Source organism: Marisediminitalea lipolytica (assembly GCF_001758465.1).
GTDB lineage: Bacteria > Pseudomonadota > Gammaproteobacteria > Enterobacterales > Alteromonadaceae > Alteromonas > Alteromonas lipolytica.
Genome location: NZ_MJIC01000002.1, coordinates 58,611 through 85,066 on the forward strand (window position 1 = coordinate 58,611; position 26,456 = coordinate 85,066).

General features: G+C 49.5%; 26 protein-coding genes. 21 read left to right on the forward strand and 5 right to left on the reverse strand.

The window, feature by feature from the left end; genetic code table 11:
• The first annotated feature begins 146 nt into the window (after positions 1-146).
• Entirely contained in the window at positions 147-1,481 is a 1,335-nt protein-coding gene (locus BFC17_RS01055) for a DcaP family trimeric outer membrane transporter (protein ID WP_070174611.1), read from the forward strand.
• Between the two features lie 90 nt (positions 1,482-1,571).
• Here BFC17_RS01055 and BFC17_RS01060 read toward each other — a convergent pair whose 3' ends face one another.
• Positions 1,572-2,237 carry a dienelactone hydrolase family protein gene (locus BFC17_RS01060; protein WP_070174612.1) on the reverse strand — a complete coding sequence of 222 codons (666 nt, stop codon included), beginning with the start codon at positions 2,235-2,237 and terminating at the stop codon, positions 1,572-1,574.
• 293 nt (positions 2,238-2,530) lie between these two features.
• Positions 2,531-3,103 carry a TetR/AcrR family transcriptional regulator gene (locus tag BFC17_RS01065; RefSeq protein WP_083271510.1) on the reverse strand — a complete coding sequence of 191 codons (573 nt, stop codon included), beginning with the start codon at positions 3,101-3,103 and terminating at the stop codon, positions 2,531-2,533.
• A 180-nt stretch (positions 3,104-3,283) separates the two neighbouring features.
• Between BFC17_RS01065 and BFC17_RS01070 the strand changes: the two genes are divergently transcribed.
• Genes BFC17_RS01070 through BFC17_RS01125 form a run of 12 tightly spaced genes read left to right on the forward strand, consistent with a single transcriptional unit; the run spans position 3,284 to position 14,925 of the window.
• Positions 3,284-4,117 carry an alpha/beta fold hydrolase gene (locus BFC17_RS01070; RefSeq protein ID WP_175439508.1) on the forward strand — a complete coding sequence of 278 codons (834 nt, stop codon included), beginning with the start codon at positions 3,284-3,286 and terminating at the stop codon, positions 4,115-4,117.
• 15 nt (positions 4,118-4,132) lie between these two features.
• Positions 4,133-4,441 carry a bifunctional 3-phenylpropionate/cinnamic acid dioxygenase ferredoxin subunit gene (locus BFC17_RS01075; protein ID WP_070174613.1) on the forward strand — a complete coding sequence of 103 codons (309 nt, stop codon included), beginning with the start codon at positions 4,133-4,135 and terminating at the stop codon, positions 4,439-4,441.
• A complete protein-coding gene (locus tag BFC17_RS01080) occupies positions 4,438-5,682 on the forward strand; it encodes an NAD(P)/FAD-dependent oxidoreductase (protein ID WP_070174614.1) in 1,245 nt (414 codons plus the stop codon). Before BFC17_RS01075 ends, BFC17_RS01080 begins: the two co-directional genes overlap by 4 nt.
• Positions 5,683-5,712: 30 nt before the next feature.
• Complete coding sequence (locus BFC17_RS01085) at positions 5,713-6,609, forward strand: VOC family protein (RefSeq protein WP_083271513.1); 897 nt, start codon at positions 5,713-5,715, stop codon at positions 6,607-6,609.
• Positions 6,610-6,626: 17 nt separating this feature from the next.
• Complete coding sequence (locus BFC17_RS01090) at positions 6,627-7,409, forward strand: 2-keto-4-pentenoate hydratase (RefSeq protein WP_070174616.1); 783 nt, start codon at positions 6,627-6,629, stop codon at positions 7,407-7,409.
• Between the two features lie 10 nt (positions 7,410-7,419).
• Positions 7,420-8,349, forward strand: a complete 930-nt coding sequence (locus tag BFC17_RS01095) for an acetaldehyde dehydrogenase (acetylating) (RefSeq protein WP_070174617.1) — start codon at positions 7,420-7,422, stop codon at positions 8,347-8,349.
• Positions 8,350-8,364: 15 nt separating this feature from the next.
• Positions 8,365-9,381 (forward strand): 4-hydroxy-2-oxovalerate aldolase, encoded by a 1,017-nt coding sequence (gene dmpG / locus BFC17_RS01100; protein ID WP_070174618.1) that lies wholly within the window; start codon positions 8,365-8,367, stop codon positions 9,379-9,381.
• A 2-nt stretch (positions 9,382-9,383) separates the two neighbouring features.
• Entirely contained in the window at positions 9,384-10,355 is a 972-nt protein-coding gene (locus BFC17_RS01105) for an NAD(P)H-dependent flavin oxidoreductase (protein WP_070174619.1), read from the forward strand.
• 14 nt (positions 10,356-10,369) lie between these two features.
• Positions 10,370-12,220 (forward strand): AMP-binding protein, encoded by a 1,851-nt coding sequence (locus BFC17_RS01110; RefSeq protein WP_070174620.1) that lies wholly within the window; start codon positions 10,370-10,372, stop codon positions 12,218-12,220.
• Positions 12,221-12,263: 43 nt separating this feature from the next.
• The gene (locus BFC17_RS01115; RefSeq protein WP_070174621.1) at positions 12,264-13,568 is read left to right on the forward strand and encodes an aromatic ring-hydroxylating oxygenase subunit alpha; all 1,305 of its coding nucleotides are present in this window, start codon (positions 12,264-12,266) and stop codon (positions 13,566-13,568) included.
• A 15-nt stretch (positions 13,569-13,583) separates the two neighbouring features.
• The gene (locus BFC17_RS01120) at positions 13,584-14,132 is read left to right on the forward strand and encodes a 3-phenylpropionate/cinnamic acid dioxygenase subunit beta (RefSeq protein ID WP_070174622.1); all 549 of its coding nucleotides are present in this window, start codon (positions 13,584-13,586) and stop codon (positions 14,130-14,132) included.
• Positions 14,133-14,145: 13 nt separating this feature from the next.
• A complete protein-coding gene (locus tag BFC17_RS01125) occupies positions 14,146-14,925 on the forward strand; it encodes an SDR family NAD(P)-dependent oxidoreductase (protein ID WP_070174623.1) in 780 nt (259 codons plus the stop codon).
• A gap of 76 nt (positions 14,926-15,001) precedes the next feature.
• On the opposite strand, the gene BFC17_RS01130 is transcribed toward BFC17_RS01125, so the two are convergent.
• On the reverse strand, positions 15,002-16,432 hold the full coding sequence (locus BFC17_RS01130; protein ID WP_070174624.1) for a hypothetical protein: 1,431 nt from the start codon (positions 16,430-16,432) through the stop codon (positions 15,002-15,004).
• A gap of 284 nt (positions 16,433-16,716) precedes the next feature.
• A complete protein-coding gene (rraA, locus tag BFC17_RS01135) occupies positions 16,717-17,202 on the reverse strand; it encodes a ribonuclease E activity regulator RraA (protein WP_070174705.1) in 486 nt (161 codons plus the stop codon).
• 219 nt (positions 17,203-17,421) lie between these two features.
• Between rraA and BFC17_RS01140 the strand changes: the two genes are divergently transcribed.
• The 8 genes from BFC17_RS01140 (at position 17,422) to BFC17_RS01170 (ending at position 23,755) form a co-directional block, all read left to right on the forward strand.
• Positions 17,422-17,940: a phosphatase PAP2 family protein gene (locus BFC17_RS01140; RefSeq protein ID WP_083271514.1), complete on the forward strand. Its 519-nt coding sequence runs from the start codon at positions 17,422-17,424 to the stop codon at positions 17,938-17,940.
• Between the two features lies 1 nt (position 17,941).
• Positions 17,942-19,009: an MJ1255/VC2487 family glycosyltransferase gene (locus BFC17_RS01145; RefSeq protein ID WP_070174625.1), complete on the forward strand. Its 1,068-nt coding sequence runs from the start codon at positions 17,942-17,944 to the stop codon at positions 19,007-19,009.
• Positions 19,010-19,056: 47 nt separating this feature from the next.
• Positions 19,057-19,209 carry an LPS translocon maturation chaperone LptM gene (lptM, locus tag BFC17_RS22380; protein ID WP_175439509.1) on the forward strand — a complete coding sequence of 51 codons (153 nt, stop codon included), beginning with the start codon at positions 19,057-19,059 and terminating at the stop codon, positions 19,207-19,209.
• Entirely contained in the window at positions 19,209-20,459 is a 1,251-nt protein-coding gene (gene lysA, locus BFC17_RS01150) for a diaminopimelate decarboxylase (protein WP_070174626.1), read from the forward strand. Before lptM ends, lysA begins: the two co-directional genes overlap by 1 nt.
• A gap of 97 nt (positions 20,460-20,556) precedes the next feature.
• Positions 20,557-21,387 carry a diaminopimelate epimerase gene (gene dapF / locus BFC17_RS01155; RefSeq protein ID WP_070174627.1) on the forward strand — a complete coding sequence of 277 codons (831 nt, stop codon included), beginning with the start codon at positions 20,557-20,559 and terminating at the stop codon, positions 21,385-21,387.
• On the forward strand, positions 21,384-22,082 hold the full coding sequence (locus BFC17_RS01160) for a DUF484 family protein (RefSeq protein ID WP_070174628.1): 699 nt from the start codon (positions 21,384-21,386) through the stop codon (positions 22,080-22,082). The genes dapF and BFC17_RS01160 overlap by 4 nt, the downstream gene beginning before the upstream one ends.
• Positions 22,082-23,008, forward strand: a complete 927-nt coding sequence (gene xerC / locus BFC17_RS01165) for a tyrosine recombinase XerC (RefSeq protein ID WP_070174629.1) — start codon at positions 22,082-22,084, stop codon at positions 23,006-23,008. Before BFC17_RS01160 ends, xerC begins: the two co-directional genes overlap by 1 nt.
• A 24-nt stretch (positions 23,009-23,032) precedes the next feature.
• Positions 23,033-23,755 (forward strand): HAD-IA family hydrolase, encoded by a 723-nt coding sequence (locus BFC17_RS01170; RefSeq protein ID WP_070174630.1) that lies wholly within the window; start codon positions 23,033-23,035, stop codon positions 23,753-23,755.
• A 48-nt stretch (positions 23,756-23,803) separates the two neighbouring features.
• On the opposite strand, the gene BFC17_RS01175 is transcribed toward BFC17_RS01170, so the two are convergent.
• Entirely contained in the window at positions 23,804-26,101 is a 2,298-nt protein-coding gene (locus tag BFC17_RS01175) for a S9 family peptidase (protein ID WP_217494003.1), read from the reverse strand.
• Positions 26,102-26,456: the final 355 nt, after the last annotated feature.

Genomic DNA, 26,456 nt, shown 5'->3' on the forward strand with positions numbered 1-26,456 from the left:
TTCACAAACAAATCAATGTGTATTTATTGTTAAATACACACCTGTATGTTAAATTCACTTGCAGAAATACTAGCGAGATAATAACAAAAATATCGTTACATGGTGATTATTCACTTCTATACCCTATTAAAACAAGGTGAAAGCATATGAAACTTAAATTTAACAAATTGGCAGGCGCAGTATCCTTAATTTTATTAAGTACATCTGTGTATGCACAGCAAGATGAAAAAATTGAGTCGTTGGAGCAACAAATCGAAGCGCTTCAACGCAGCCTTGAATCACTGAAACAAGAGCAGCAAGGAATTAAAGAAGAGCAAAAGCAAACTAAGGTTGATATCGAAGAAGTTAAAGCGAAAAGCCTGCTGCCAGAAGGTAGTCCTGGTCTGTTAAACACCGTGGGCGAAAAAGCCGGTGTTCGCATTAGCGGTTTTGTTCACCTGGACGCCGGTGTTATCGAAAATGGCGCAGGTATTAACAATACTAACTTCAGTATTTATGCGCCGGTTCTTAACGGCACCGTGGTTAATACCGATAAAAACGACACGCTGGATATGTCGATTCGTCGCAGCCGTCTGAATTTCGATACTAATCATACTGTTAATGACAAGACGCTAAAAACCCACGTTGAGCTGGATATGATTGGTGATGGCGGTAACGAGTCTTTCACTAATGGTTACGATGCCCGTATTCGTCAGGCCTATGCAACCTACGACGGCTGGTTAGTCGGTCAGTCATTCACTACCTTCCTTAACTTTGCCTCATTGGGCGAACTGGCTAACTTTGGTCAGCACGCCAACGCCCTGTTTATCCGTCAGGTAATGGTAAGATACACGGGGCAGTTCGACGGCGGCAGCTGGAGCGTGGCAGCAGAAAACCCCTACGAAAACAACGTAATTACTGTTGCAGGTTCAGTTACAGACAGCAACAGGGACGACCAGTTGTTTCCCGATTTAGTGGGTCGGGTTGATTTTAAAGGCGACTGGGGTACAGCCAGCCTGGCAACGCTGGTTCGTAAATTTGAACTGGATGTCCCAACACCGGGTGGCGCTGACGATTCAGCCTGGGGTAGCGCGGTAAGTGCCGTTGCACGTATTCCGGTATTCTCAGGCAGCATCGGCATGCAGGTAAACTATGGTGCGCTGGGTCGCTATCTGGAACTGGGTCCATATCCTGATGCCTATGTAGAAGACGGCGAAATTAAGCCTTACATTACCGCGGGTTTCTCTGCTATTTACAGCCACACCTGGCGTAAAGGCTTACGTTCTACCTTTGCTTATGCCATTACCGATTCGCAGGAAGACAGTAATGTTAATCTGCCTACCGCAATCGATAAGACCTCATCAGTACAGGCAAACGTGTTCTGGGATCCAATGGAAAGAACCACACTTGGCCTGGAATACGGCTTATACGGTATTGAGCTGGGTAACGGCACCAAACAAAACGTCTACCGCTGGCAGGCTACTGCGCAGTTCAACTTCTAAGTTAATCTGCTATAAAGAAAAAGAGGACCGGTTGTTAAACCCGTCCTCTTTTTGTGTTGCTCTTTATTTATAGCCAGGCGATGAGTTAACTTAAAGGTGTTCGCTTAAGAATGCGACACTGCGGCTAAAGGCCAGCTGATGGGCTTCAGCATCAAAGGAAGCGCGCTCGTTGCAGCTAAAACCGTGATCCGCATCATATTCATAAATTTCGCCATCAGGCTGCGCCGCGCGAATTTTGGCAACATCCTCTGCCGGAATAAACTTATCCAGTTTGCCAAAATGATACTGTACCGGCGCTTCAGGCTGTTGCTCACACATGTTGGCGATCTGGCCACCGTAATAAGCGATACTGGCTTTAACGGGAAATTCAACCGCACTGCGAAAGGCTAGGCTCCCACCCCAGCAGTAACCAACCGTAGCCACCGCCCCAAATTGTTTAGCGTATTCAACTGCCGCGCTGATATCCATCAGAGTTTGCTGTGGATCTAACGACGTCACATAGTCCACACCTTGCTTTACATCGGTATAAGGCACAACTAACTGGGTCTGAATCCGGTCAAACAAATGGGGGATTACTACGGTGAACCCCGCTGCGGCGAATTCTTCACCTACCGCATAAATGTTGTTTGTGATGCCAAATACTTCCTGAAGCACAACCACTGCGCCTTTAGACGGCTGTTGTGTGGATAAAACTGACAGGTTGAAAGTATGTCCGTCAGCGGCATTTAGTGTCGTTGTTTGATACTTATCACTCATGTTTCTTATTGCCTTATTTTTAATATTTAATTAACTTAAACACGCTTAAATGGAAGGTTTACACAGCCAAAAATACACTCGTGTATTTTTTATTAGAGAGATTAATTAACAAATTATGTGCCACTTTTATTAAAATATTTAATCTCTTTGAGGCTCAGATAGTTGGCGAAACGTCGATGACGTAAAAGCGCTATCGTGTACCATTTATGCAATCCCTACCTGTCCGTTTAGCAGAATTAAAAGTTAATCTGAACTCAGGTTGGTATAAATGGCTACACAAAAGCGCTGTTTTGCTAAAAAAGAGAGTCGAAAATACGGTTAATTTTTTGGCTGTCCTGGGGTTTGCCCAGCACAGCAATCCCCTGCATTGCACAGTAAAAGCGCATGGCTTTGAGCTCTGCTTCATCGTCATCATTACCCAGCGCTTTAAAGTTTCCGGCAATAAAAGCGAGGCGGTGACTGTCTACCTCATCAATCACTTCCTTCACGCTTTTATCATGCTGCGCCCAGTTGCGGATAGCCTGCTCCAACGCGGCTGCGCCGGCTTTCTGGTTGCGTTTGGCGGGTAATAAAAACAGCTCTTTCAAGCGTTCTTTGGGACTCAACGATGCGCCACTTAAACGTTCAATAATGGCGCTGGTTGAACGGTTACGCCACCGCTGAATAATCTGCGCCAGCAAATCACCACGGCCCTTATAGTGCCAGTAAAAGCTACCTTTGGTCACATTCAGCTTTTTCGCCAGCGGCTCAACCCGCACCGCAGTTATGCCATTTTTAGCCAGCTCGGTTTCTGCTTTATCAAGCCAGTCCTCAGCAGTCAGACGCGGACTACTTGTGGCTGGTTCGGAAGATTTAGCTAATGACATTCACACTCTCTCAAAAATACTTACGCGACAATTGTAAAACAACCAAACAGGAAAGTCGTACATTCGTCTAATCTATTGCTAAAACATACGGTAGCGTATTGACATTCCATCAATCAAGGAATAATGTGATAAAAAAGTAAATAAGAATATTTTTCTATAACAGGCTATAAGGTGCAAAAAATGACGCAGGACAATTTGCCTGGCAAAGGCAAAACCATTGAAGCATTTGGTTTACAAACAAATTATCTGGAAGAAGGCGAAGGTCAGCCATTACTGTTATTACACGGTTCTGGTCCGGGCGTTTCGGCCTACACTAACTGGCGTAAAATTATTCCTGAACTGGCTAAGCACTTCCGCGTTATCGCGCCGGACTTAGCGGGTTTTGGTTATACCGAACGCAAAGCTGACTTCTCTTACGATATCAAGCACTGGGGTAAACACCTGCTGGCATTCCTTGATGCGCTGGGTATCGATAAAACTCACGTAGTGGGTAACTCCTTCGGCGGTTCACTGGCACTGGCAACAGCAGCACGTTTCCCGGAGCGTTTTGACCGCATTTGTCTGATGGGTACGCCTTGCGACAAATTCATTATGACCCCTGGTCTACGCGCTGGTTGGGATTACACACCGTCAATCGAGAATATGCGTAAAACGCTGGCGCACTTCCCTTATTCAGCAGACTCACTGACTGAAGAGCTTATTGAAGAGCGTTATCAAACCAGCCTGATCCCTGGCGCCCAGGAAGGTCTGCGTAAACTGCTGGTTGAGCCAAACCCTGAGGGTGACACTCCACTGTCTGGTATGCCAGAGCACGTAGCAGCAAAAATCGAACATCCGACGCTGGTTCTGCACGGCCGTGAAGACAAAGTAGTGCCTACTGAAATGGGTATGAAGCTGGGTCGTTCAATGCCTAATGCTGACCTGCATATTTTTGCCAAGTGTGGTCACTGGGTAATGGCAGAACGTCCGCAGGACTTCCTGAAGCTAGTGTTAAATCACTTCCAAGCAGCTTAATCAGAGGTATTCACGATGTTGTTTGTATGCAAACTGGATGATTTGGAGCCGGGCGAAGCCATTAAAGTAGACTCGGTTAAGCCACCCATTGCGGTAATTCGTGGTGAAAGCGGTGAGGTATACGCGATTGACGATACCTGTTCACATGCCGAAGCCTCTTTTTGCGATGGTTTCGTTGAAGGCGACACGGTTGAATGCCCACTGCACATGTCTGTGTTCTGCCTGAAAACCGGTGAACCAGAAAACCCACCTGCCACTAAAGGCGTGGGCACCCACATTGTGTCAATTCGTGACGGCGATATCTATATCGAGGTTCAGCGATGAGCGCGTCTATAGAGTCGGTAATTGTAGTAGGTGCCAGCGCAGCTGGCATCAGTTGCGTGCGTCAGCTGCGTAAAGGCGGCTTTGCCGGCAGCATCACGCTAATCGACAAAGACGAAAATGGCGCCTATGAGCGCCCGCCGTTATCAAAGCAAGTGCTGATGGCACCGGCCACTACTGCCCAGGATATCCTGTTAATCGAAGCGGCCGAGCTGGACGAACTTAACGTCACTAGCCTGTACGGCAACGCGCTGGTTGAACTGAAGAGCCAAAGCCGCGAAGTGGTATTAGCGTCAGGTGAAACCCTGTCTGCCGACGCCATCGTACTGGCAACCGGTGGCGAAGCCCGCCGCCTGCCGATTGAAGGCGCGGATTTACCCGAAGTCCTGGTACTGCGTCACTATGCCGATGCCGTTAAGCTGCGAGAAATCGTTAAGCCAGGCGCAAAAGTCGCCGTTATTGGTGGTGGCTTTATTGGTGCAGAAACCGCAGCATCGCTGGCGAAACTTGATGTCCAGGTAGAATGGCTGGATGCAGCGCCGCTGCCTTTAGCGCACTTACTGCCTGAAGCTCTGTGCGAAGAGTTGGTTAAGCATCACCTGGATGCTGGTGTCAAACTCACCACCAACTGCCGTATCAGCAAGTTTACTAACGAAGGTGACGCCGCCGTTACGATTGAATTTACCAATGGTGACACGCTGGAAGCTGACGCGATTGTTCTGGGTGTGGGCATGCTCCCACAAATGCCATTTATTACCGACGATGCCAGCAAGGAGCTTCTGCTCAGCAGCGCAGGCGGTATTACGGTGGATGAAACCCTGGCAACCCGCATTCCCGGCATTTATGCCGCCGGTGATGTTGCCGCGGTAACCCAAACCGACAGCACCACCACCCGTCATGAGCACTGGCAATCTGCTCAGCATCAGGGTGAGGTTGTTGCCGCGACTATTCTTGGCAGCGAAGCACCAGAAGAACCCACTCACTGGTTTTGGTCTGATCAGGGTGACCTGCATATCGAAATGGCAGGCCACATGCTGCCACAAAGCGAGTACCTGATTAAACGCGAAGAAGGCGACTGGCCGGTGTATTTCAGTGTGAAAGACAACCGCATGGTTGGCGCTGTTAGCGTTAACAACCCCAATGCAGTGCGCGTTGCGCTACGAATGATTAAAAACAATGTGAATGCCGAACCGGAAAAACTGGCTGATCCGGCGGTTTCACTGCGAGCCCAAATGCGCGGCTAACCGCTGCGCTAACTTAATTTCAGGAGATGGATGATGTCAGAGATTAAAGCGCTAGGCTACCTCGGCTTCTCAGTTTCAGACACCGAAAAATGGCGCGACTATGCCGAAAACGTGCTTGGTGTTGCGGTAAGCGAAGCCGACAATGGCGATTTGGTTCTGCGTATCGACAGCTACGCCTGGCGAATCAAACTGGCTAAAGCTGATCACGACCAACTCGATTACGTAGGTTGGGAAGTCAGCGACAAGGTTGCCCTTGAGCAATTAAAGGCACGTTTAAGCGAAGCTGGCACTGCCTGGGAAGACGGCGGTAAAGCCTTAGCCGACGAGCGTCTGGTTAAAGAGCTTATCGTTTTCAACGACCCTGACGGTACCCGTTGCGAAGCCTTTTTTGGCCCGCTGCAAAAAACCAATAAAGCTTTTGTAAGCCCTCAGGGCTTCCGCTTTATTACCGGTGAACAAGGCCTTGGTCACATTGTCCTGGTTACTCAGGATCATGCTGCGCAGGAAGCATTCTATAACGAACTGCTGGGCTTTAAGGTCTCTGACTACATCAACACCGAAGTGGTCCCTGGCAAACCACTAAGCATCACCTTTTTACGTTGTAATGGCCGCCACCACTCTCTGGCACTGGCACCTGTGCCAATTCCGGCCAAGGTTGCGCACATTATGCTGCAGGTCGACAACATCGATGATGTTGGCCGCGCCATGGATAAAGCCGAAAAGACTGGCTGTCACTTCTCGTTTACCCTGGGTCGTCACTCCAACGACGAAATGCTGTCTTTCTACACCATGAGCCCGTCTGGCTTTGACGTAGAGTTCGGCTGGGGAGCAATCGAAGTGGATGACGATACCTGGCATGTAAAAACCCACGACGTTAACTCAGCCTGGGGCCACAAATTCCAGTTTCCGCCCCGTAAAAAGAAATAATTTCAGGTCTGTACCCTATGAATAAAACAACTATAAAAGAGATGGCGTCGCAAGTCTTTGACGCATATCAAGGCAGCGCAATTTCACCTATCCGCACATTAGTGGATAACCCACAGGTTGAAGACGCCTATGCGGTTCAGCACGAAAATCATGTGCGCTGGACCGAAGCAGGCCGTCGCACCATCGGTCGCAAAATTGGCCTGACGTCGGTAGCAATCCAAACCCAGCTCGGCGTTGACCAGCCTGACTACGGCATGGTGTATGCCGATACCTGTTACTGCTCTGGCGAAGAAATTTCTGCCAGCCAGTTTTTGCAGCCGCGTATCGAAGCGGAAGTCGCCTTTGTATTGAAACAAGACCTGACTGCACCGGATATCACCATTATCGACGTGATTAACGCCGTTGATTACGCCGTGGCAGCAATGGAGATTGTGGACAGCCGTATCGCCAACTGGGATATCTCGCTGTTCGACACGATCGCGGATAACGCTTCTTACGGCGGTATCGTAATGGGTACTACACCGGTTCCACTGTCACAGCTGGATCTGGAAGGGTGCGCTATGCAGATGACCAACGGTGATGAAGTCGTTTCTACCGGTGTTGGTCGCGCCTGTTTAGGTAACCCACTGCACGCCACCCTATGGCTGGCAAAAACCATGATTAAAAACAATCAACCGCTGAAAGCGGGCGATGTTGTGCTGTCTGGCGCGTTAGGCCCGATGGTACCTGTGAAGGCAGGCGATACCTTTACTGCCACTATCGACGGTCTGAACGGCGTGTCTGTTCGGTTTACTGAATAGGAGATTTGTGATGTCTGATAAAGTAAAAGTAGCCATTATTGGCTCAGGTAACATCGGTACGGATCTGATGATTAAGATCATCCGCACCTCTGCTCAGCTTGAAATGAGCGTACTGGTAGGTGTTGATCCCGCTTCTGACGGTCTGGCCCGCGCCAACCGTATGGGCGTTGCAACCACTCACGAAGGTATCAATGGCCTGATGGCAATGCCTGAGTGGGACGATATCCAAATCGTGTTTGATGCCACTTCAGCAGGTGCCCACGCAACCCACGCTAAGCTGTGTAACGAAGCGGGTAAAACCATTGTGGATTTAACCCCGGCGGCCATCGGCCCGTTCACCGTACCAGTGGTAAACGGTGAAGACAACATCGGCCAGCCTAACGTTAACATGGTGACCTGCGGTGGCCAGGCAACCATTCCTATGGTTTACGCGGTTTCACGTACTACCGAAGTACTTTACGCTGAAATCGTTGCATCTATTTCGTCTAAGTCTGCCGGCCCTGGTACGCGTGCCAACATCGATGAATTTACCGAAACCACGTCACACGCTATTGAGCAGGTGGGCGGTGCAAACCGTGGTAAAGCTATCATCATTCTGAACCCTGCCGAGCCGCCAATGATGATGCGCGACACCGTATTTACCTTCTCGCCGGATGGTGACGAAGCGGAAATCGAAGCGAGCATCGCAGAGATGGTAAAAGCGGTACAAAGTTATGTACCCGGCTACCGCCTGAAACAAAAAGTACAGTTCGACCGCTTTACCGATGAAGCCCCACTGGATTTACCCGGTGTTGGCAAAATCAGCGGCCTGAAAACCTCAGTATTCCTTGAGGTAGAAGGGGCAGCGCACTACCTGCCGTCGTATGCCGGCAACCTGGACATCATGACGTCCGCAGCGCTGAAAACGGCGGAAAAAATCGCCATCGCAAAGCAGAACTAAGGCGGAGACAGACCAATGACTAAAAAACTATATATTCAGGATGTAACGCTGCGTGACGGTATGCATGCCATTCGTCACCAATATGGTATCGACCATGTTCGTAATATTGCTAAAGCGCTGGAAGACGCCGGTGTAGACGCGATTGAAGTAGCTCACGGCGATGGTCTGAGCGGCAGTAGCTTTAACTATGGTTTTGGTGCTCACACCGACTGGGAATGGCTAGAAGCCGTTGCCGATGTACTGGATAAAGCCGTACTGACCACCCTGTTGTTACCCGGTATCGGTACGGTAGAAGATCTCAAACGCGCCTACGATTTAGGCGTGCGCTCAGTACGCGTGGCAACTCACTGTACTGAAGCCGATGTATCCAAACAACATATCCAGACCGCTCGCGAAATGGGTATGGATACCATTGGATTTTTGATGATGTCACACATGACATCACCAGAGAAACTGGCTGAACAAGCCAAACTGATGGAGTCCTACGGGGCCACTACTGTTTATGTGGTAGACAGTGGCGGTGCCATGAACATGGACGACATCGAAGCGCGCTGTCTGGCCATGCGTGATGTGCTCGAAGAAAGCACTGCGCTGGGTATTCACGCGCACCATAACTTAAGCCTTGGCGTTGCCAACAGCATAATGGCAGTAAAAAGCGGCGTAACACGCGTTGATGCATCACTCACCGGTATGGGAGCCGGTGCCGGTAATGCACCATTAGAAGTGTTTATTGCGGCAGTCGATCGCATGGGCTGGGATCACGGATGTGATTTGTACAAGCTCATGGATGCGGCAGAAAACCTGGTTCGTCCGTTACAGGACCGCCCTGTTCGCGTTGACAGAGAAACCTTAACACTGGGTTATGCCGGTGTTTACTCCAGCTTCTTACGTCACGCAGAGCAAGCCGCGAAACGTTACAACCTGGATGTTCGGGAAATTCTGGTAGAAGTGGGTCACCGTAAGCTCATCGGCGGTCAGGAGGACATGATCGTCGATGTGGCACTGGATATTCTGGACAAAAAGGGGCAGTAACCATGGCTAATCGCGAACTCGTTACTTCGCTGTATGAAAAAATGCGTTTGCCCACCATTATCGCGCCGATGTTTTTAATCTCCGGCCCTGATTTGGTTATCGCTGCGGCAAAAGCCGGCATTATCGGCTGCTTTCCAGCCCCTAATGCCCGCACCATTGATGACCTCAAAGGCTGGCTGGCCAAGATCGATGACGAACTGACCGGCACCGATAAAGAAGGCATGTGGGGCATGAATATGATCGTGCATAAAAGCTACGATCGTTTCGACGCCGAAATGGAACTGGTAGAACAGTACAAGCCAAAGTTTGTAGTTACTGCACTAGGCAGCCCCAAGCGCGTGCTTGAACGGGTTCATGCTTTTGGCGGTAAGGTTTTTGCCGACGTTATTTCTTTAGAACATGCACGCAAAGCAGCGGAAGCTGGCGTAGATGGTCTGATTCTGGTGTGCTCTGGCGCCGGTGGTCACACCGGTAACTACTCACCACTTTCCTTTGTAGAAGAAGTACGCCGTTTTTACGATGGTCCGCTGATTGTTGGTGGTTCCGTGCAAAACGCTCGCTCTATTGCTGCGCTGCTCGCACTGGGCGCTGACTTCGCCTACATGGGCACGCGCTTTATCAGCTGTAAAGAGAGTCTGGTAAACGACGACTATCGCGAGATGCTGGTTCGCGCCAGCATGGAAGATGTAGTGACTTCCGATGCGGTATCCGGTGTTCGTGCCAACTGGCTGAAAGAAAGCTTGCAAAAAGCTGGCTTTGACCTAACAGCCAAAAAAGGCGGCACCACTGAAATTGACTTCTCCAACATTCAGGGTGAAGGCAAAGCCTGGAAAGACGTGTGGGGCGCAGGCCATGGTGTAGGCGCTACTCAGCAGATCGAAACCGTTCAGCAGGTGGTTGATGCCCTGGCTGACGAGTTAGAAACCGTTAAAACCGTATTGGCCGACAAACTGTCAGCCTGGCCAAATCAATAAGGGAAGAACGCATCATGCTTAATCATTTAGTAAACGAAAGCCCGGAACTAAAAATGGGCAGTCATGAAGTGATCAAAGAAGAACTCGCCGGTGGTGGGATGATCCTGCGCAACGCGGAAAGCCTGGATTTGGATGACCACACCATGCTGGACTGTGTGGAGTTCTGGTCACAAAAAACGCCAAACACGGTTTTCCTGCGTGAGCGGACTTCTGACGGCTGGTCAGAAATTTCGTATAAAGAATTCAGCCTGCGTATCAAAACGGTGGCCGGTCATTTAGGTACGCTGGATTTGTCTCAGGACAAGCCACTGGTTATCGTCGCTCCTAACTCTATCAATCACGCTATTGTCGCCTTTGCAGCAATGACTATTGGCGTACCGGTTACCCCGGTATCCGTGGCCTATGCGCAAATTGGTGAAACCTTCGAGCGCTTACAAAGCATTATTACCACTATCGAGCCGGGGGCGATTTACTTTAGTGACACGATCTTCTTTAAACGTGCCATTGACGTGATTCAGTCAAAATTTGATATCCCGTGTATTTCATCTCACTCCAATAATGAGAAGGTTCCGGCCATCCGCAACATGGATAGCATCAGCGAAGAAGAAGTAGCTGCGCTGCGCGCCACAGTAACTCAGGATACCGTGTGTAAAGTGATGATGACTTCAGGTTCTACTGGTGTGCCTAAAGGCGTTATCAATACCCATCGTATGATGTACAGCAATCAGTTAGCCGTATATAAAATGTGGCCTATGCTGCAGGATTTAACACCGAATTTGGTTGACTGGTTGCCCTGGAGCCACACTTTTGGTGGCAACGCGGTATTCAATATGGCGCTGTTTAGCGGCGGTACTATGACCATTGATGATGGTAAGCCGGTACCGGGTCAGATTGGTCGTACTGTGGAGAACATCTGCCTGATCCAGCCGAATATTCATTACAACGTCCCTGTTGGGATTGAAGCACTGGTTGCTCAGTTTGAAGACAGCCCGGTGATTGCTAAGAAATTCTTCTCTGAAGTAAAGATTATCTTTGTCGCTGCGGCAGCCCTCCCGGATAAAACCCGCAACCGCTTAAAAGAGCTGGCGATTGAAGCCGTGGGCAAAGCACCTAAGCTGTTCGCCGGCTGGGGTTCTACTGAAACCGCACCGTTTTCTACCTGCCTGAACTTTGATTCAGACCAGTCAGTAAACATTGGTGTGCCGATTCCGGGTACCGAAATCAAGCTGACGCCGGTACAGGACAGACTGGCACTGGCGGTACGTGGTCCTAACGTAATGCCGGGTTACTGGCGTAACGAAGAAGCCACTAAGAAAGCCATCGATGAAGACGGTTTCTATTCAATGGGCGATGCCGGTCGTTTGATTAACCCGGAAAACCCATCAGACGGATTGGTGTTTGAAGGCCGTATTTCAGAAAACTTTAAACTGAATACCGGTACCTGGGTAAACGTAAACCAGGTACGTATCGCGGTATCTGCTGCGCTTAAAGGCTTGTGTCTGGATGCCGTAATTACCGGCCACAACAAACCGGATATCGGTGTACTGCTGGTCCCGAATATGGGCAAGTTAACCGAACGTTTCAAATTAAGTGATGCCGAACAGACATCTGCGCATTTACAGACCATCGAAGAGTACATCAGTGATGTGACCAAACGTCTGACCGAATATAACGAGACGCATTACAGTGCCAGCACTCGTATTAGACGCTTCGCTCTGCTGCCGGAGCCACCTTCAGTAGAAAAAAACGAAATGACTGATAAGGGTTACTTAAATCAACGTGCCCTGCTGGACAATTGGTCTGAGCTTATTGAAGCGATGCATGACCATAAGGCCAATTCGTCACTTACTTTTCACGCGTTTTGAGTCAGTTTGTTGACCATTACGCGTATTGATAGAGGAAATTAAAATGTCCATCAATTTTAAATCACTTATTGACCATGAGAAGGGCATCGTCGATCGCCGTATTTTCTGGGATAAGGAAATTTATCAGCAGGAGCTAAAGCAAATCTTCGCCCGCTGCTGGCACTTTGTGGCGCACGAGTCACAGGTAAAAACTTTTGGCGACTTTATTACTACCTATATCGGTGAAGATGCCGTTATCGTAGCCCGCGCCAAAGACGGCAGCATCAACGTTATGCTAAACAGCTGTCCGCACCGTGGTAACAAAGTCTGCTTTGCCGGTGAAGGCAAAATCCGTTCGTTCGTGTGTAACTATCACGGCTGGGCATTTGGCCTGGACGGTAAGTTAAACGGCATGCCGAACAACGAACTGTACGACGATACCGAAGGCTTCAAAAAAGAAGACTGGGGCCTGCACAAAGCCCGCGTTGAAAGCTACAAGGGTTTAGTATTTGCTACCTTTGATCCTGAAGCGCCTTCACTGGGCGATTATCTGGGTGACTTCCGCTGGTATCTGGATGCGATTCTGGACATCGACGAGCAAGGTACAGAATTCCTGCCTGGCACCACCCGTTCAGTAATGCAGTGTAACTGGAAATTCCCGGCCGATAACTTTGTTGGCGATATTTACCACGCACTGTGGACCCACTTAGGCGGTGGTGAAGCCACACTGAAAGAATATGGTGGCATTGTAGTCAGTAACGAAAACTCTTATCAGGCCAGCGTTAACGGCCATGGCTGGGAATTCAGTCTGGGTAACAACTTTGGTAACGCCGCCACCATGGGCGATAAAGACATCGTTAAATATTTGCGTTCCCGTGAAGAAGAAATCTCCAAACGACTGGGCAGCATCCGAGCCAAAATGTGGGGCTCAGTAGCCTCTGGTGCTATTTTCCCTAACTTTGCCTTCCTGCCAGGTTACTTTACTTTCCGTACTTTCCTGCCCAAAGGACCAATGGAAACTGAGCTGCATAGCTGGACTCTGGTGCCTAAGGAAGCGTCAGACGAAATTAAGGATAAGTGGCGTTTAGGCACCATGCGTACCTTCTCACCCAGCGGTATTCTGGAAATGGACGACGGCGAAAACTGGGAGCACGCTACCGCAGCTAACGCTGGTTATGTTACTCGTCATCAGAAGCTGTGCTACAGCATGAACCCAACCAAAGGCCAAACCGTACCGCTGGATATGCCGGGCGAAACCGTAGTGGGTCAGCTGAACGACAGTAACCAGCGTTTATTCTTCAAACGATATGCTGAATTTATGGATGCAGCCAGCTGGGCTGATATTCCTTTAGCTCCGATTACTAAATAAGCCGGGGGGATCAAGATGACTAAAGAACAATTACTTGCCCTTGAATGCAAAGGCGAACATGTTGATTTACAAACTTACTTTAACGTACAACGGTTTGTTAATCGCGAAGCCAACTGGCTCAACCATGAACTCCTGAATGAATGGAGCGAGAGTCTGGAAGACGATCTGGTGTACTGGATACCGCTGCGGGAGAACCGTCTGCGCCGTGACAAAACCCCAGAACTGAGCCCTTCTTATGTGTCGATGTTTGATGAAGACAAAGGCTCAATCATGATGCGTTTAAAGCGTAACGATTCGGGTATGTGCTGGACTGAAGATCCGCCTACTCGTCAGGTTATGTCGGTCTCTAACCTGGAAGTATTCCACACCGATAAAGCCGATGAGTTTGAAGTGCATACGGTATTTACCCTATACCGCAGCCGCTTTGAACGGGACGACTCCACTATTATGGGCCGTCGTAAGGACATCTGGCGTAAAGTAGGTACAGAATACCGTCTGGCTGGCCGACTGGTGCTGTTACAACAGTCCACGCTGCTGACCAAAAACTTAAACGTATTTATGTAAGCGAAGGTTATTCATGCAAATGTTACAAGACAGACGGGTTATCGTCACCGGTGCCGGCAGCGGCATCGGCAAAGCTATCGTGACCCGCTTTTTAGCCGAGGGCGCAAAAGTCATTGCCGTGGTACGCAAAGCCGAACAAGTAGAGTCTTTTACCGGCAATGATAACTTTTGCTATGTGGTAGGCGATATCAACGACTACCAGACCAACGCTGATGCCGTTGCACTGGCTGAAGAAAAATGGGGCGGTCTGGATTCCATGATCGCCAACGCAGGCGTTTGGGACTTCTTTAAAAAGTTACAGAAGATGACCCCAACGGAGCTTGAAGAAGGTTTCGGACAGATGATGAATACCAATGTCCGTGCTGTACTGATGGCTGCTCATGCCAGCTATGAGGCGTTAAAAGCAAGCGGCGGCAACCTGATTGCCACCGGCTCAAACGCCTGCTTCAGACCCGGCGGTGGTGGCCCGCTCTACATTGCCTCTAAGTATGCTCTGCGCGGCGTTATCGCACAGCTTGCGCTGGACTTTGCCCCCCACGTTCGCGTGTGTGGCGTTGCGCCGGGCGCTACCGACACCCCAATTAAGGGCACCGGTGCGCTCAACCAAACCGAGAAAGCCATGAACAGCGACCGTTCACGTCTGGACACCATGGGCGAGCATATTCCGCTTGGCCGGGTATCTGAACCGGACGAGCATATGGGTTTATACGTGTTACTGGCTAGTGAACTGGGCGCAAGCTATGTTACTGGCTCTATTCTGGTTAGCGATGGCGGACTAACCTCCGGTCAATAAGCTTTCAGTTATTTAGCCGTTTAAAAGCCGCTGGCATTGGATGCTGGCGGCTTTTTTTATGCAGAGGTGCAAACCACTAGCGAACCCGGTTCCACAGATTTTGATTCTTTTTAAAAGAAAAGTAATCCGCAGGCTCCCAGTATGCTGGGATAAGATCATCAACGGCTTCGGGAGAAAAACTAGCGGATAGCAGACTCATAATTTCCATGAGACGCTCGCGACCGATATTCAGCAATTTTTTGCGATTGGCAGGAAAATACAAATTACTCGACCTTTTAACGACTTCATCGCTGCCTGAACTAATATAAGCAAGATTTCTGGTTACTGGTCGCACTACAGGTTCGGCAGGATGTGCAGGGTTTAAACGCGTTACAATCGCGCATTCATATTGCTCCCGATCAATGCCCTTTTCGCTACGCGGAATATAGGTTACGCCAAAACCGAGGGGGAAATAGCCAACGATCTGCACGAAGGCCTTGGCTAACCCGGCGCTAATGGCGCCCTTCTTCGCCAATTGCTCAATAAACACATAGCCTTTTGGCAGGTTTTTCTTCGAAAAATCCGGCTTGGTGGATAACACAATCGAAGTATAGATTTGCGGTATTTTTATCAGCTCCCCCACCCCGGTTTTCGACAGATAGCTATCTTTCATCAGGGTCTGCATAAACACATTCAGGGCGGTATGACGCTGCACAAAGCGGTCACGCTCTGCTTTATCGTTACCAATATAGCGCGGCATTCCCAGGCCATTTTTGAGGTATTCGAGGGTTTCGGTAAAGTTGATTTTAAGTAACTGTTTACGACTTGGCTCGTCTAACACACGAAACTCGTCCAGGCTATTATCATCACCGTGCAGAATGTTTTGTGCTTCTGGCGCCTGCAGGCCTATATCCTGTAACAACGCGCAACTAATAATGGGGATTGCGACTTCTTCCTGCCACTTTTTGCGCATTTTTTCGTCTTTCTGAAAGCGCAGCACGGACTCCTTCACATGGCCTAAATAGCGATTATCCTGCACGTCGATAGTGTGTAGCTTGTCCACCAACCGCAGGGCCAGAACGGCTTTATAAAGGGGTTTTAAACGTTTATGCAGGACCGCGAAATTTCGCTCCGGGCCCCGGGTAAGCAGCATGAGGGTTCCAAGGAATTTAGAACTCAACATCTGCGTATCGTCAAAACTCTCGCCTTCACACAAGCTAAGCAGGCGGCTTGCCACCGAATGCAACCGTTCAACACGCTGATAGCGGCTCTCTTCACGCTCCATGGCGAGGTCTTTTACCTGTTTGCGCAGCTGTTCTACTTTCGCCTGTGCCTTTCTGTCGCTTTCAGCACGGCTCAGTTTTAGTTTTAGCTCTTCAAGACCTCCTTGTTGTTCGTGGCTTGCAGTAAAGTAACTTCTGGCATCAGCGTAAACAGAAGCTTGTTGATCGTCTTTTGGATAGACGTCCTCGATAAGTTGTTTAACCTGCAGGGTGTAGTTGTTATCAGGGTGTTCAAACTTACTCACTGTAAACCTTTATTTTCGTATTTTGGCTATCAACACGGCGGTGGGAGCGCATTATTCACTTCCGTTCTTAATTACAACTCCTTGTAAAACTTAGCGATCTTTTCCAGACACCGTATGTTATCGCAATATAACAGGGGGTTAGGTATCTGTAGTGATACCCATAGTATACTAAAGGTGAAGTTTTTTGCCTGAGGCGGGGTAGCGCGGACGGCATCGGTGCCTCACGCGACTGTGAAGCACGCTATTATGCACTTAACGGAAAGCAATTAGGGCTGTACTTCCGCCTAATCGATGTCCAGTGGCTCTGGCGACAGGATAACGCCGGTACTGTCGGCGTAAAGGTGGTCTTCAGGCAGAAAGGTAACGCCGCCAAAATTAACCGGCACGTCAATATCACCCGTTCCCTGAGAGTCGGCATTTACCGGTATGGAATTTACCGCCAGAATACCCAGGTCAAAATCAGACAGGCTGTCTACTTCACGCACGCAGCCATAACACACCACGCCTTCCCAGTTGTTTTCTACCGCCAGCTGCGCCGACTCGGCGTCGAGCAGTGCCCGGCGTAACGAACCACCACCGTCAATTAACAATACCTTGCCATCGCCAGGCTCAGTTAATACGCGGTCGATGAGTTCACGGTCTTCAAAACACTTCACTGTGGTGATTTCACCACCAAAGGAATAACGACCACCATAACTGGTGAAAATGGGATCGACCACATCAACGTTATCGGCGAATAAATCACATAACTCGGAAGTGTTATAGTCCATGGTAATACCCTGTTGGTAAGCTAGGTTTTCGGCGTTTAGCATAGCACTGTAAAGCCCAATAAGCCTAGCGCCTGATATGATTTTACAGACAAAAACTTGATTTCAGTCTACCAGGCTGAATTTGCTCCCTGCAGTGTCACAAACCTTTAGTAAAACTGTCACCTTGGTTTCATGAACAATTTTTAATCTGTTAGCGTTGATTAAAAGGAGCCTCGTGAGATGGGTCTGAAAAACGTAACTAAATACGATACTGCAATCTTTCACTGGTTGTACGATTTAACCAAACACCGCGACTGTCGTGCCATTGTGTGGCTGTCTCGCACGGGTGATGGTTACCTGTATTTTGTGATCGGTCTGATGCTGATGTTTTTCGAACCCGAGCACGGTGAAATCTTTCTGTACACGGCGCTGATGGCTTATGGCCTTGAGCTACCGATTTATGTGGTATTAAAAAAGGCGTTCAAACGCCCTCGCCCCTGCGATTTTCTGGCTAACCTGACTGCTCACGTGACCCCATCAGACAAATTCAGTCTGCCTTCCGGACACACGGCGGCCGCGTGGTTAATGGCCACCATTATTGCTTTTTACTACCCACCTTTTGCACTGCTTGCCTATACCTGGGCCAGCCTGATTGGCTTATCCCGAATCTTGCTTGGTGTGCACTACCCCACAGATGTTTTAGCCGGAGCACTACTCGGTCTCACCATTGCACAACTGAGTCTGACTATTCTGGTTTAGCATGAAAATATTGTATGGCGTACAAGGTACTGGCAACGGTCACATTGCCCGTGCCCGCATTATGGCTGCGGCAATGGCCAAACGTAATGACATTGAAGTGGATTTTATTTTTTCTGGCCGCGATCCCGGTGACTACTTTGATATGGAATGTTTTGGCCAGTACCGGGCATTCCGGGGTTTAACCTTTATTACCCGCAAAGGCAAAGTCAGCCAGTGGGAAACCGTTAAAAATGCCAGGCCTTTTCAGTTACTCCGGGATATCCGCCAACTGGATGTCTCCGGCTATGATCTGCTGCTTAATGATTTTGAGCCAATCACCGCCTGGGCAGCCCGCCGACAGGGCGTCACTTCTATTTCGGTAAGCCATCAGGCCGCTTTCAGTTATGACATTCCCCGTGATGGCGAGCACCTTAGCGACCGCCTGGTAATGCGCAATTTTGCCCCTACCGACATTCAACTGGGTGTCCACTGGTTTCACTTTGAGAAACCCATTGTGCCCCCGTTTATCACCGACAAACCTGCAGCCCATCCGGCTAACAGCCATACTCTGGTGTACCTGCCTTTTGAAGAGCTTGCCGACATTCAGTTGCTGCTTGAACCGCTTACTGAACAGCGCTTTGTGTGCTTTCACCCCAAGGTAAAACAGCCCAGCAAGCAAGGCCATATCGAATGGAACCCCACTTCCAAGGCTGAATTTCGCCACGCACTTCAGCACTGTAGTGGTGTTATTAGTAATGGCGGTTTTGAACTGGCCAGTGAGTCACTGCAACTACAGAAAAAACTGTTAGTGAAACCGCTGCACGGACAGTTTGAGCAGATGTCTAACTTAAAAACATTAATCACTATGGGGTTATGCCAGCCACTCTATCAGTTAGATACTGATACCGTAGAAGAATGGCTGTTAGAACCTGCCAGCGAAGGCCTGCAATTTCCTGATGATCCATCGCCAATGCTTGACTGGATAGTGGCTGGCGACTGGCACGACACCAAACCACTGTGCGAAGCCCTGTGGAAACAAGTTAATTTTGGTCCAAAGACCCGCGAACGTTTGATGTCACTTGCATTTTAATCTCCCTCTGCGATGATATCGGCACTTTTTATTTGGGGAGTGAGTGCGTGGCAAAACGTGTTGCATTATTGCTGGTGTTGTTACTGAGTATTTCGGCCTGCGGGTACCGCGGCGCCCTTTATTTACCGGAGCAACCACCGGCCAGCGATAATGAACCTGCTAACGACTCGACTCCTGACGCTTCCGGAGAATCTCGCTAGTGGACTACTTCAGTTACAAAAACCAATCCCTGCACGCTGAAGACATTGATGTTAAAACGCTGGCCGCTCAATACGGCACCCCATTATATGTGTACTCTCGTGCAACCCTTGAACGCCACTGGCATGCCTTTAACGATGCGCTGGGCGAGCATCCGCACCTGATTTGTTACGCCGTAAAAGCCAATTCAAACATTGGCGTACTGAGCGTACTGGCCAAGCTGGGTTCAGGCTTTGACATTGTTTCCGGCGGCGAACTGGCACGGGTAATTGAAGCCGGTGGTGACATGAGCAAGGTGGTTTTCTCTGGCGTGGGTAAAACGCCGGAAGAGATCGAATTCGCTCTGGAACAGGGTATTCACTGCTTTAACGTAGAGTCAGAGCCTGAGCTGCATCGCATTAACGAAGTAGCAGGCAACCTGGGCAAAAAAGCGCCTATTTCTCTGCGTATCAACCCGGATGTGGATGCCAAAACTCACCCGTATATCTCAACCGGTCTGAAAGCCAACAAATTCGGAATCGCCCGCGAGCGTGCTGTTGAGGTTTACACCCTGGCCGCCAGCCTGGAAAACCTTAACGTGATCGGTATGGACTGCCATATCGGCTCGCAGCTAACCGAAACCGGTCCTTTTGTGGATGCGCTTGAGCGTTTACTGGAGCTGGTTGATGAGCTGGCCACTAAAGGCATCGAAATCAGCCACCTTGATGTGGGTGGTGGCTTAGGCGTTACCTACAAAGACGAAACACCGCCACACCCGAAAGAATATGCCAAGGCTATCGCTGAGAAAATGCAGGGCCGCGAGCACTTAACCCTGATCATGGAGCCGGGTCGCGCCATTGCCGCCAACGCCGGTATCATGCTGACCAAGGTTGAATTTGTTAAAGAAGGCGAAGAAAAAAGCTTTGCCATTGTTGATGCAGCCATGAACGACCTGATTCGCCCATCGCTGTATTCTGCCTGGATGGCCATCATCCCGGTAGAGGAAAACCCAACTCACAAACCCCATGTGTATGACGTGGTCGGCCCTATCTGTGAAACCGGCGATTTTATCGGTAAAGACCGTGAACTGGCCATTGCGCCGGGTGATCTGCTGGCGGTGCGCAGTGCCGGTGCCTATGGCTTTGTTATGGCATCAAACTACAACACCCGTTGTCGTCCTGCCGAGCTGTTGGTCGATAAAAACGAAGTTCACGTAGTTAGAGAACGAGAAAATCTAAAAGATCTCTGGAAAGGTGAGCATAAAGTTACGTAAACTAAGGCTATTCTTATAAGTACTGTTGCACTTCCCCTGCCGATACCGTGGCGGGGGCGTCAAACTAGTCTGCAACATCAGAATTAACAGGCTCTGGATGCTGGTAAACTTTTCTAAAATGCACGGTCTTGGCAATGACTTTATGGTGATTGACAACGTGACCCAAAATGTTTTTTTCTCGCCGGAAAAGATCCAGCAGTTGGCCGACCGTAACTTTGGCATTGGCTTTGACCAGCTATTAATGGTTGAACCACCTTATGATCCCGACCAGGACTTTCATTACCGTATATTTAATGCCGACGGCTCTGAGGTGTCTCAGTGCGGCAACGGTGCCCGCTGCTTTGCCCGCTTTGTAAAGTTAAAAGGGCTAATCAACCGCAACAAAATTCTGGTTAGCACCAAAGCTGGCAAAATGATCCTGTACCTGGAAAAAGACGGTCAGGTAACCGTAAATATGGGTGTGCCAAATTTTAATCCGGCCGATATCCCATTACGGGCCAATAAAGAAGAAAAAACCTATCTTATTCTGGCCGACGGCAGCACCCACTTCTGTGGTGCCGTTTCTATGGGCAACCCTCACTGCGTGCTGGAAGTAGACAACACCGACACCGCCGATGTAGAGACCATCGGCCCTCAACTGGAACGCCACGAGCGTTTCCCGGAAGGGGTTAATGTGGGCTTTATGCAAGTGCTTTCACCAGAGCATATTCGCCTGCGGGTGTTTGAAAGAGGTGCAGGCGAAACCCTGGCTTGTGGCAGTGGCGCATGCGCAGCAGTTGCAATAGGACAAATTCAGGGTAAATTAGGAAAAGATGTCCGGGTGGATTTACCTGGCGGACGATTACGTATCCGCTGGCAGGGGCCAGGAAGCCCGTTAAAAATGACCGGACCGGCTGAGCATGTATACGATGGAACAATAAATATATGAATGAATTATCAGGTCAGGCCAATACCTCTTTACAGTTCGATACCGATTTTCCTGAAACCGGCGAAGTTACCGCTGAACAGGTTAGTCAGTATCTGGTCGAAAATCCTGATTTTTTTATTCAACATCCCAGCATTCTCGAAGCACTACAAATTCCCCACGTGCAAAAGGGCAGCGTGTCGCTGGTTGAACTACAGAGTGAACAGTTACGCAAAAAAGTCCGTTTACTCAACTACAAACTCAACCAGCTTATTGGTATTGCCAAGCAAAACGAAAAAATCTACCGCGCCTATGCCGATTTAAACCTGGCCCTGCTAACCTGCAAAAGCATAGGTGACATTTTACTTAAGCTGCAGGAAACCCTGCAGGAAGAGCTTGGTCTGGCAACTGTAGAACTTAAGCTTTTTAAAGGCCCCAACGCCCTGCCCGAATTACAGCAGCGCTTATTTTTAGAAAAACGCTTTAAACAAGGCCCGTATTTTTTTGGCCGCCTGAGCCAACACGAAAAACAGCTGATGTTTGGTAACGATGTGGCCGAATCGGCAGCGCTTATTCTGCTCGGTGATCACCGTGACATTGGCGTTTTAGCAGTGGGCAGTCGCAACGCCGAGCACTTTACACCGGATATGGATACTCTGCTGTTAAACCAGCTGCGTGAAGTACTCAACGTTATATTGCCTGAAACCCTCCGCTACTGATGAATTCAGCGGCGACTCAAGATCCCCCTGTTTTAGCGCCCGATTGCGCCCACTGGCTACAAAAATTTACCGACTTTCTGCGCTACGAGCGCGGTCTTTCGGAACACACTGTTAAAAATTACCAGCGCCAGCTGGAGCAAGTCGCTCTGGGCCTTGAGCTGGAACACTGGCAGCAGCTGGACCAAACCCGGGTAAAAAAATCTGTGGCTATTGCTCGCTATCAGAGTCTGAGTGCCCGTAGCACTGCTCTGCGTTTGTCTGCATTAAGGACTTTCTGCAAGTTTCTGCTGCGTAACAATGTTATTAGCACCGATCCGGTGGAAGGCGTATCCGCGCCCAAGGCAGAAAAAGCACTGCCAAAGCAAATGTCAGTAGACGATATGTCGGCGCTGCTAAATGAATCAGACGATGAAGAAATCGTGATTCGGGATCAGGCCATGTTTGAACTTATGTATGGCTGTGGGCTGCGCCTGAGCGAGCTGACCGGCTTAAACCTGAGCGACATCAGTAACGACCACCAGCTCAGAGTCACGGGTAAAGGCAATAAACAGCGCCTGTTACCTGTTGGCCGCAAAGCCTGGCAAGCGCTGAACAAATGGCTGGCCATACGCCAGAGTTGGGGCGCAGGCAATGATGAGGCACTGTTTATCAGTCGCCAGAAAAAACGTATATCCAATCGTCAGGTGGGTAACCGGCTGACCGAAATGGCCAAACGACAAACCCTTAACCAGCGAATTAACCCGCATAAATTACGCCATTCTTTTGCCACTCATGTGCTGGAATCCAGCAGTGATTTACGGGCAGTGCAGGAACTATTGGGGCATGCGAATTTGTCTACCACCCAGGTGTATACCCATCTGGATTTTCAACATTTGGCAAAGGTGTATGATACAGCTCACCCGCGCGCCCGTAAGAAGAAAAATTAACCCTTAGCCAGTCAGGAATAAACCATGCAGTGTTACCGCCCGGTCATGCCAGTAAAAGCAATGACGTTTGATTTAGACGATACCCTGTACGATAACGAGCCAATCATCGCTCGCGCTACACAATCGCTTAACGACCGTATTGCCGAACTGTACCCCAAAGCCGCAGCGTTGCCCGAAGCACACTGGAATACGATTAAAAAAGGGCTCATTAAGGCTAATCCGGGGTTAGCCTCGGACATGGGCAGACTGCGCTACGAAACCCTTTATACCGGGCTGGCAGAAGAATCACTTAACGATAACGCTCGCCATGATGCGGCCCAGTCACTGTTTGAGCATTTTTATAGTGCCCGCAGCGACTTTAGCGTAAGTGACGACGTAAAACAGGTGCTGGCAGCACTGGCTGCGAAGGTGCCGCTGGTTGCCATTACCAACGGCAATGTCGATATCAGTAAAATCGGCATTGCAGATTACTTTACCCATACGTATCACGCCAGTGTGACACGGCCCAGCAAACCCCACCCCCATATGTTTGATGAAGCCGTAGCGGCCTTAAATCTGCTGCCGCAGGATATTTTGCATGTAGGTGATAATCTGGAAAAAGACGTAATGGGCGCCCATCACGCTGGTCTGCAAACCGCCTGGTATGCAGCGGACCGCCCCATGGACTTGCGCCACGAACCGGTGAGCGTACTGCCAAGCGTGCAGCTGCATTCTCTGGACGAACTATTGTGGTTGGTGGCTGACTAGATTAACAACATTGACTGGCGCAGCGGGTTAGCTACGCCAGTTCACATTTTAGTGTGTAGCTCTGTTCCAGGACGGGACCTTCGCCCGCTGTAGTTTTTCGATAAAAAAGCTAAACTGCCGACGCTGCACATAATCAATCGGACCGGTAGAACGGCCCACAGAATGGCCACCGCCGGGTATCACAAGTAAATCAAAGTCTTTACCCGCCTTAACCAGTTTATCCACTACCTGCATTGTCGATGCAGGGTCTACATTGCTGTCCTGTTCACCATTAATAATGAGCAGTTCCCCCTGTAAATTACCGGCGTGCTCCATGGCCGAGGAGGCAACATAATGTTCGCCTACCGGATAGCCCATCCACTGCTCGTTCCAGCTGATTTTATCCATGCGATTATCGTAACAACCTGCATAGGCAACCCCAACGGTGTAAAAATCCGGGTGGAAAACCAAAGCCCCAAGGGTACTTTGCCCGCCAGCAGAGGCACCATATATGCCCACGCCATCGGCGATATCATACCAGTCAAACTGGGCGGCTGCGGCCTGGTGCCATTTAATACGATCAGGAAATCCGGAATCGCCCAGGTTTTGCCAGGCTACGTCATGAAATGCTTTGGAACGATTGGCGGTACCCATGCCATCGATTTGCACCACAATAAACCCAAGATTAGCCAGAGCCTGCATACCAATAACCTTATCACCGCCGGAATGATAACCGAACGGCCAGAATGACTTAGGCACAAAGCTGTCGTGGGGGCCGGCATAGATGTTTTCGATAACCGGATAACGTTTAGCAGGGTCAAAATTGGTGGGTTTTACAATCAGCCCCCAAATATCGCTTTTTCCATCCCGGCCTTTGGCCACAAAAGGTGTTGGCGGTTTAAACCCGACAGCGGTGAGTACGTCAATATTGCCCTTACCCAGTACACGTATTAACTGGCCATCGGAGGTTCTGCGCAGTTCAGCAATATTGGGCAAATCTACCCGTGAATACACATCCACAAAATACGCCATGTCCGCCGAGAAAGTCACTTCATGATTAGCTGGCTCTGGCGTTAGTGCGGTTAAATCAGCGCCATCAAAATTGATTCGGTAGTAGTGCACAAAATACGGGTCTTCGCCTTTATTCATGCCACTGGCAGCAAAGTAAATCTGCTTGTTTTGTTCATCCACGTGCAGAACTTCTCTTACCGGCCATTCTCCCGATGTGATTTGGTTTATCACTTTACCGGTGCGGCCATCGTAACGATATAAATGCGCCCAGCCGTCACGCTCAGACAGCCAAATCAGCTCTTCACCCTGATTACCCACATCGTGGTAAAAGTCGCGCCAGGAGTAGATAAATGTGTCGGCCTTTTCTTCGATAACCACTCTGGCTTTGGCGGTTAATTTATCCACCGTGATTATGCGTTCAGCTTGATGACCTCGCTCGATAAAGTAAAAAGAAAAAGCGTTACCGGATTTATGCCAGTAAATATGGTTAAGGGTATAGGCGTTCCCAATATATTCGCTGGCCACGTCATGTTGAGTTTTATTCACCAGAGAAATTAATACCGGTTGGTCCTGGTCGACTCTGTCACCCGGCTTCGGGTACAACTGATTGACCACTTTGGGAAAAAGCTGGTCATCAGGAGCGGCTTCTACACGAGTAACATAACGCGCTTCACCCGGTACAAACCGAACCACCACCAGCGCATCATTTTGCGGCGACCAGCGGACTGACTCGATATCATATTGCTGGCTAACGCTGCCATCACTGGTACGAAAAATTTCTTCACCAGCGGCGTTATGGATAACCAGGTTGTATTGCTCGACCTTGGCAACATACTCCTTATTTCCAGCCCACTTTTCCATGTCATCCAGATTAACGCGCAAATCCCGAACCACACCAAAACCCCGGGGGCGATAGCGGCCAAAATCCTGCTGCTGACAACTGGCCGTGGTTAAACTGCATTGCCAGGGTTCATAACCGTAATTAAACAAAATACGCTGTTCATCGTTATCAATCCGCACATGCTCCAGCGGTAACCCCATAGCGCTGACTGTAACGCCCAAGGCAGCGGATAAGCCGGTAGCAATGTTATCGTGATCAAACGCCAGTGCAGCATCGGCGGAAGACACCGAGCCTGTAAAAAACTGATAGCCACCCTCCACAGTTTTTCGGTAAATAAAATTATGGGAATCCTGCTGCCATTCAACCGGGAAAATCACATCACGGGTAAGGCCCTGCCAGGCCTGCCTCAAACCTACCGAAGCGCTAATCGCCGATTTATCCGGCGTATTGTTTGCCGGAGGCGTTGCCTGGCAACCAAGCAAGCTAAGGCTGATAAGTAGAATGAAAATTCTCACGGTGTCTCCAATTAAGACGGGTTATAGATATCAGTAGCTTACCTGTAAACAGGGTGAAATTCAGGTTAAGCCAGGCGAATTATGCGGGGGTTGGTCGATTATTGGTAAACCGCAAGAGGCAGACTTAGCGGCAATATCCAAGCCGCCAGCCTGTTGAGGGGCGATGAACACACTTGTGCTTGAATTAGCGGTAATTTGGAAAACGCCAACCTGTTTAGGGGCTCCCGGATGTGTAATCGAACCCAGACTTAAAGATAATATCCAAATTACCGACCTGTTGGGGGCTCCCGGATAACGCGATGCGTTTCCGGGACTGCAAAAAGACTAAGGCTCTTTGCAGGTTTCCGGGACTGTC

What these genes read in the sequence shown, in the direction of transcription:
- BFC17_RS01055 (WP_070174611.1), top strand. Translation starts at nt 147, where the DNA reads ATGAAACTTAAATTTAACAAATTGGCAGGCGCAGTATCCTTAATTTTA.
- BFC17_RS01060 (WP_070174612.1), bottom strand. Translation starts at nt 2,237, where the DNA reads ATGAGTGATAAGTATCAAACAACGACACTAAATGCCGCTGACGGACAT.
- BFC17_RS01065 (WP_083271510.1), bottom strand. Translation starts at nt 3,103, where the DNA reads ATGTCATTAGCTAAATCTTCCGAACCAGCCACAAGTAGTCCGCGTCTG.
- BFC17_RS01070 (WP_175439508.1), top strand. Translation starts at nt 3,284, where the DNA reads ATGACGCAGGACAATTTGCCTGGCAAAGGCAAAACCATTGAAGCATTT.
- BFC17_RS01075 (WP_070174613.1), top strand. Translation starts at nt 4,133, where the DNA reads ATGTTGTTTGTATGCAAACTGGATGATTTGGAGCCGGGCGAAGCCATT.
- BFC17_RS01080 (WP_070174614.1), top strand. Translation starts at nt 4,438, where the DNA reads ATGAGCGCGTCTATAGAGTCGGTAATTGTAGTAGGTGCCAGCGCAGCT.
- BFC17_RS01085 (WP_083271513.1), top strand. Translation starts at nt 5,713, where the DNA reads ATGATGTCAGAGATTAAAGCGCTAGGCTACCTCGGCTTCTCAGTTTCA.
- BFC17_RS01090 (WP_070174616.1), top strand. Translation starts at nt 6,627, where the DNA reads ATGAATAAAACAACTATAAAAGAGATGGCGTCGCAAGTCTTTGACGCA.
- BFC17_RS01095 (WP_070174617.1), top strand. Translation starts at nt 7,420, where the DNA reads ATGTCTGATAAAGTAAAAGTAGCCATTATTGGCTCAGGTAACATCGGT.
- dmpG (WP_070174618.1), top strand. Translation starts at nt 8,365, where the DNA reads ATGACTAAAAAACTATATATTCAGGATGTAACGCTGCGTGACGGTATG.
- BFC17_RS01105 (WP_070174619.1), top strand. Translation starts at nt 9,384, where the DNA reads ATGGCTAATCGCGAACTCGTTACTTCGCTGTATGAAAAAATGCGTTTG.
- BFC17_RS01110 (WP_070174620.1), top strand. Translation starts at nt 10,370, where the DNA reads ATGCTTAATCATTTAGTAAACGAAAGCCCGGAACTAAAAATGGGCAGT.
- BFC17_RS01115 (WP_070174621.1), top strand. Translation starts at nt 12,264, where the DNA reads ATGTCCATCAATTTTAAATCACTTATTGACCATGAGAAGGGCATCGTC.
- BFC17_RS01120 (WP_070174622.1), top strand. Translation starts at nt 13,584, where the DNA reads ATGACTAAAGAACAATTACTTGCCCTTGAATGCAAAGGCGAACATGTT.
- BFC17_RS01125 (WP_070174623.1), top strand. Translation starts at nt 14,146, where the DNA reads ATGCAAATGTTACAAGACAGACGGGTTATCGTCACCGGTGCCGGCAGC.
- rraA (WP_070174705.1), bottom strand. Translation starts at nt 17,202, where the DNA reads ATGGACTATAACACTTCCGAGTTATGTGATTTATTCGCCGATAACGTT.
- BFC17_RS01140 (WP_083271514.1), top strand. Translation starts at nt 17,422, where the DNA reads ATGGGTCTGAAAAACGTAACTAAATACGATACTGCAATCTTTCACTGG.
- BFC17_RS01145 (WP_070174625.1), top strand. Translation starts at nt 17,942, where the DNA reads ATGAAAATATTGTATGGCGTACAAGGTACTGGCAACGGTCACATTGCC.
- dapF (WP_070174627.1), top strand. Translation starts at nt 20,557, where the DNA reads ATGCTGGTAAACTTTTCTAAAATGCACGGTCTTGGCAATGACTTTATG.
- BFC17_RS01160 (WP_070174628.1), top strand. Translation starts at nt 21,384, where the DNA reads ATGAATGAATTATCAGGTCAGGCCAATACCTCTTTACAGTTCGATACC.
- xerC (WP_070174629.1), top strand. Translation starts at nt 22,082, where the DNA reads ATGAATTCAGCGGCGACTCAAGATCCCCCTGTTTTAGCGCCCGATTGC.
- BFC17_RS01170 (WP_070174630.1), top strand. Translation starts at nt 23,033, where the DNA reads ATGCAGTGTTACCGCCCGGTCATGCCAGTAAAAGCAATGACGTTTGAT.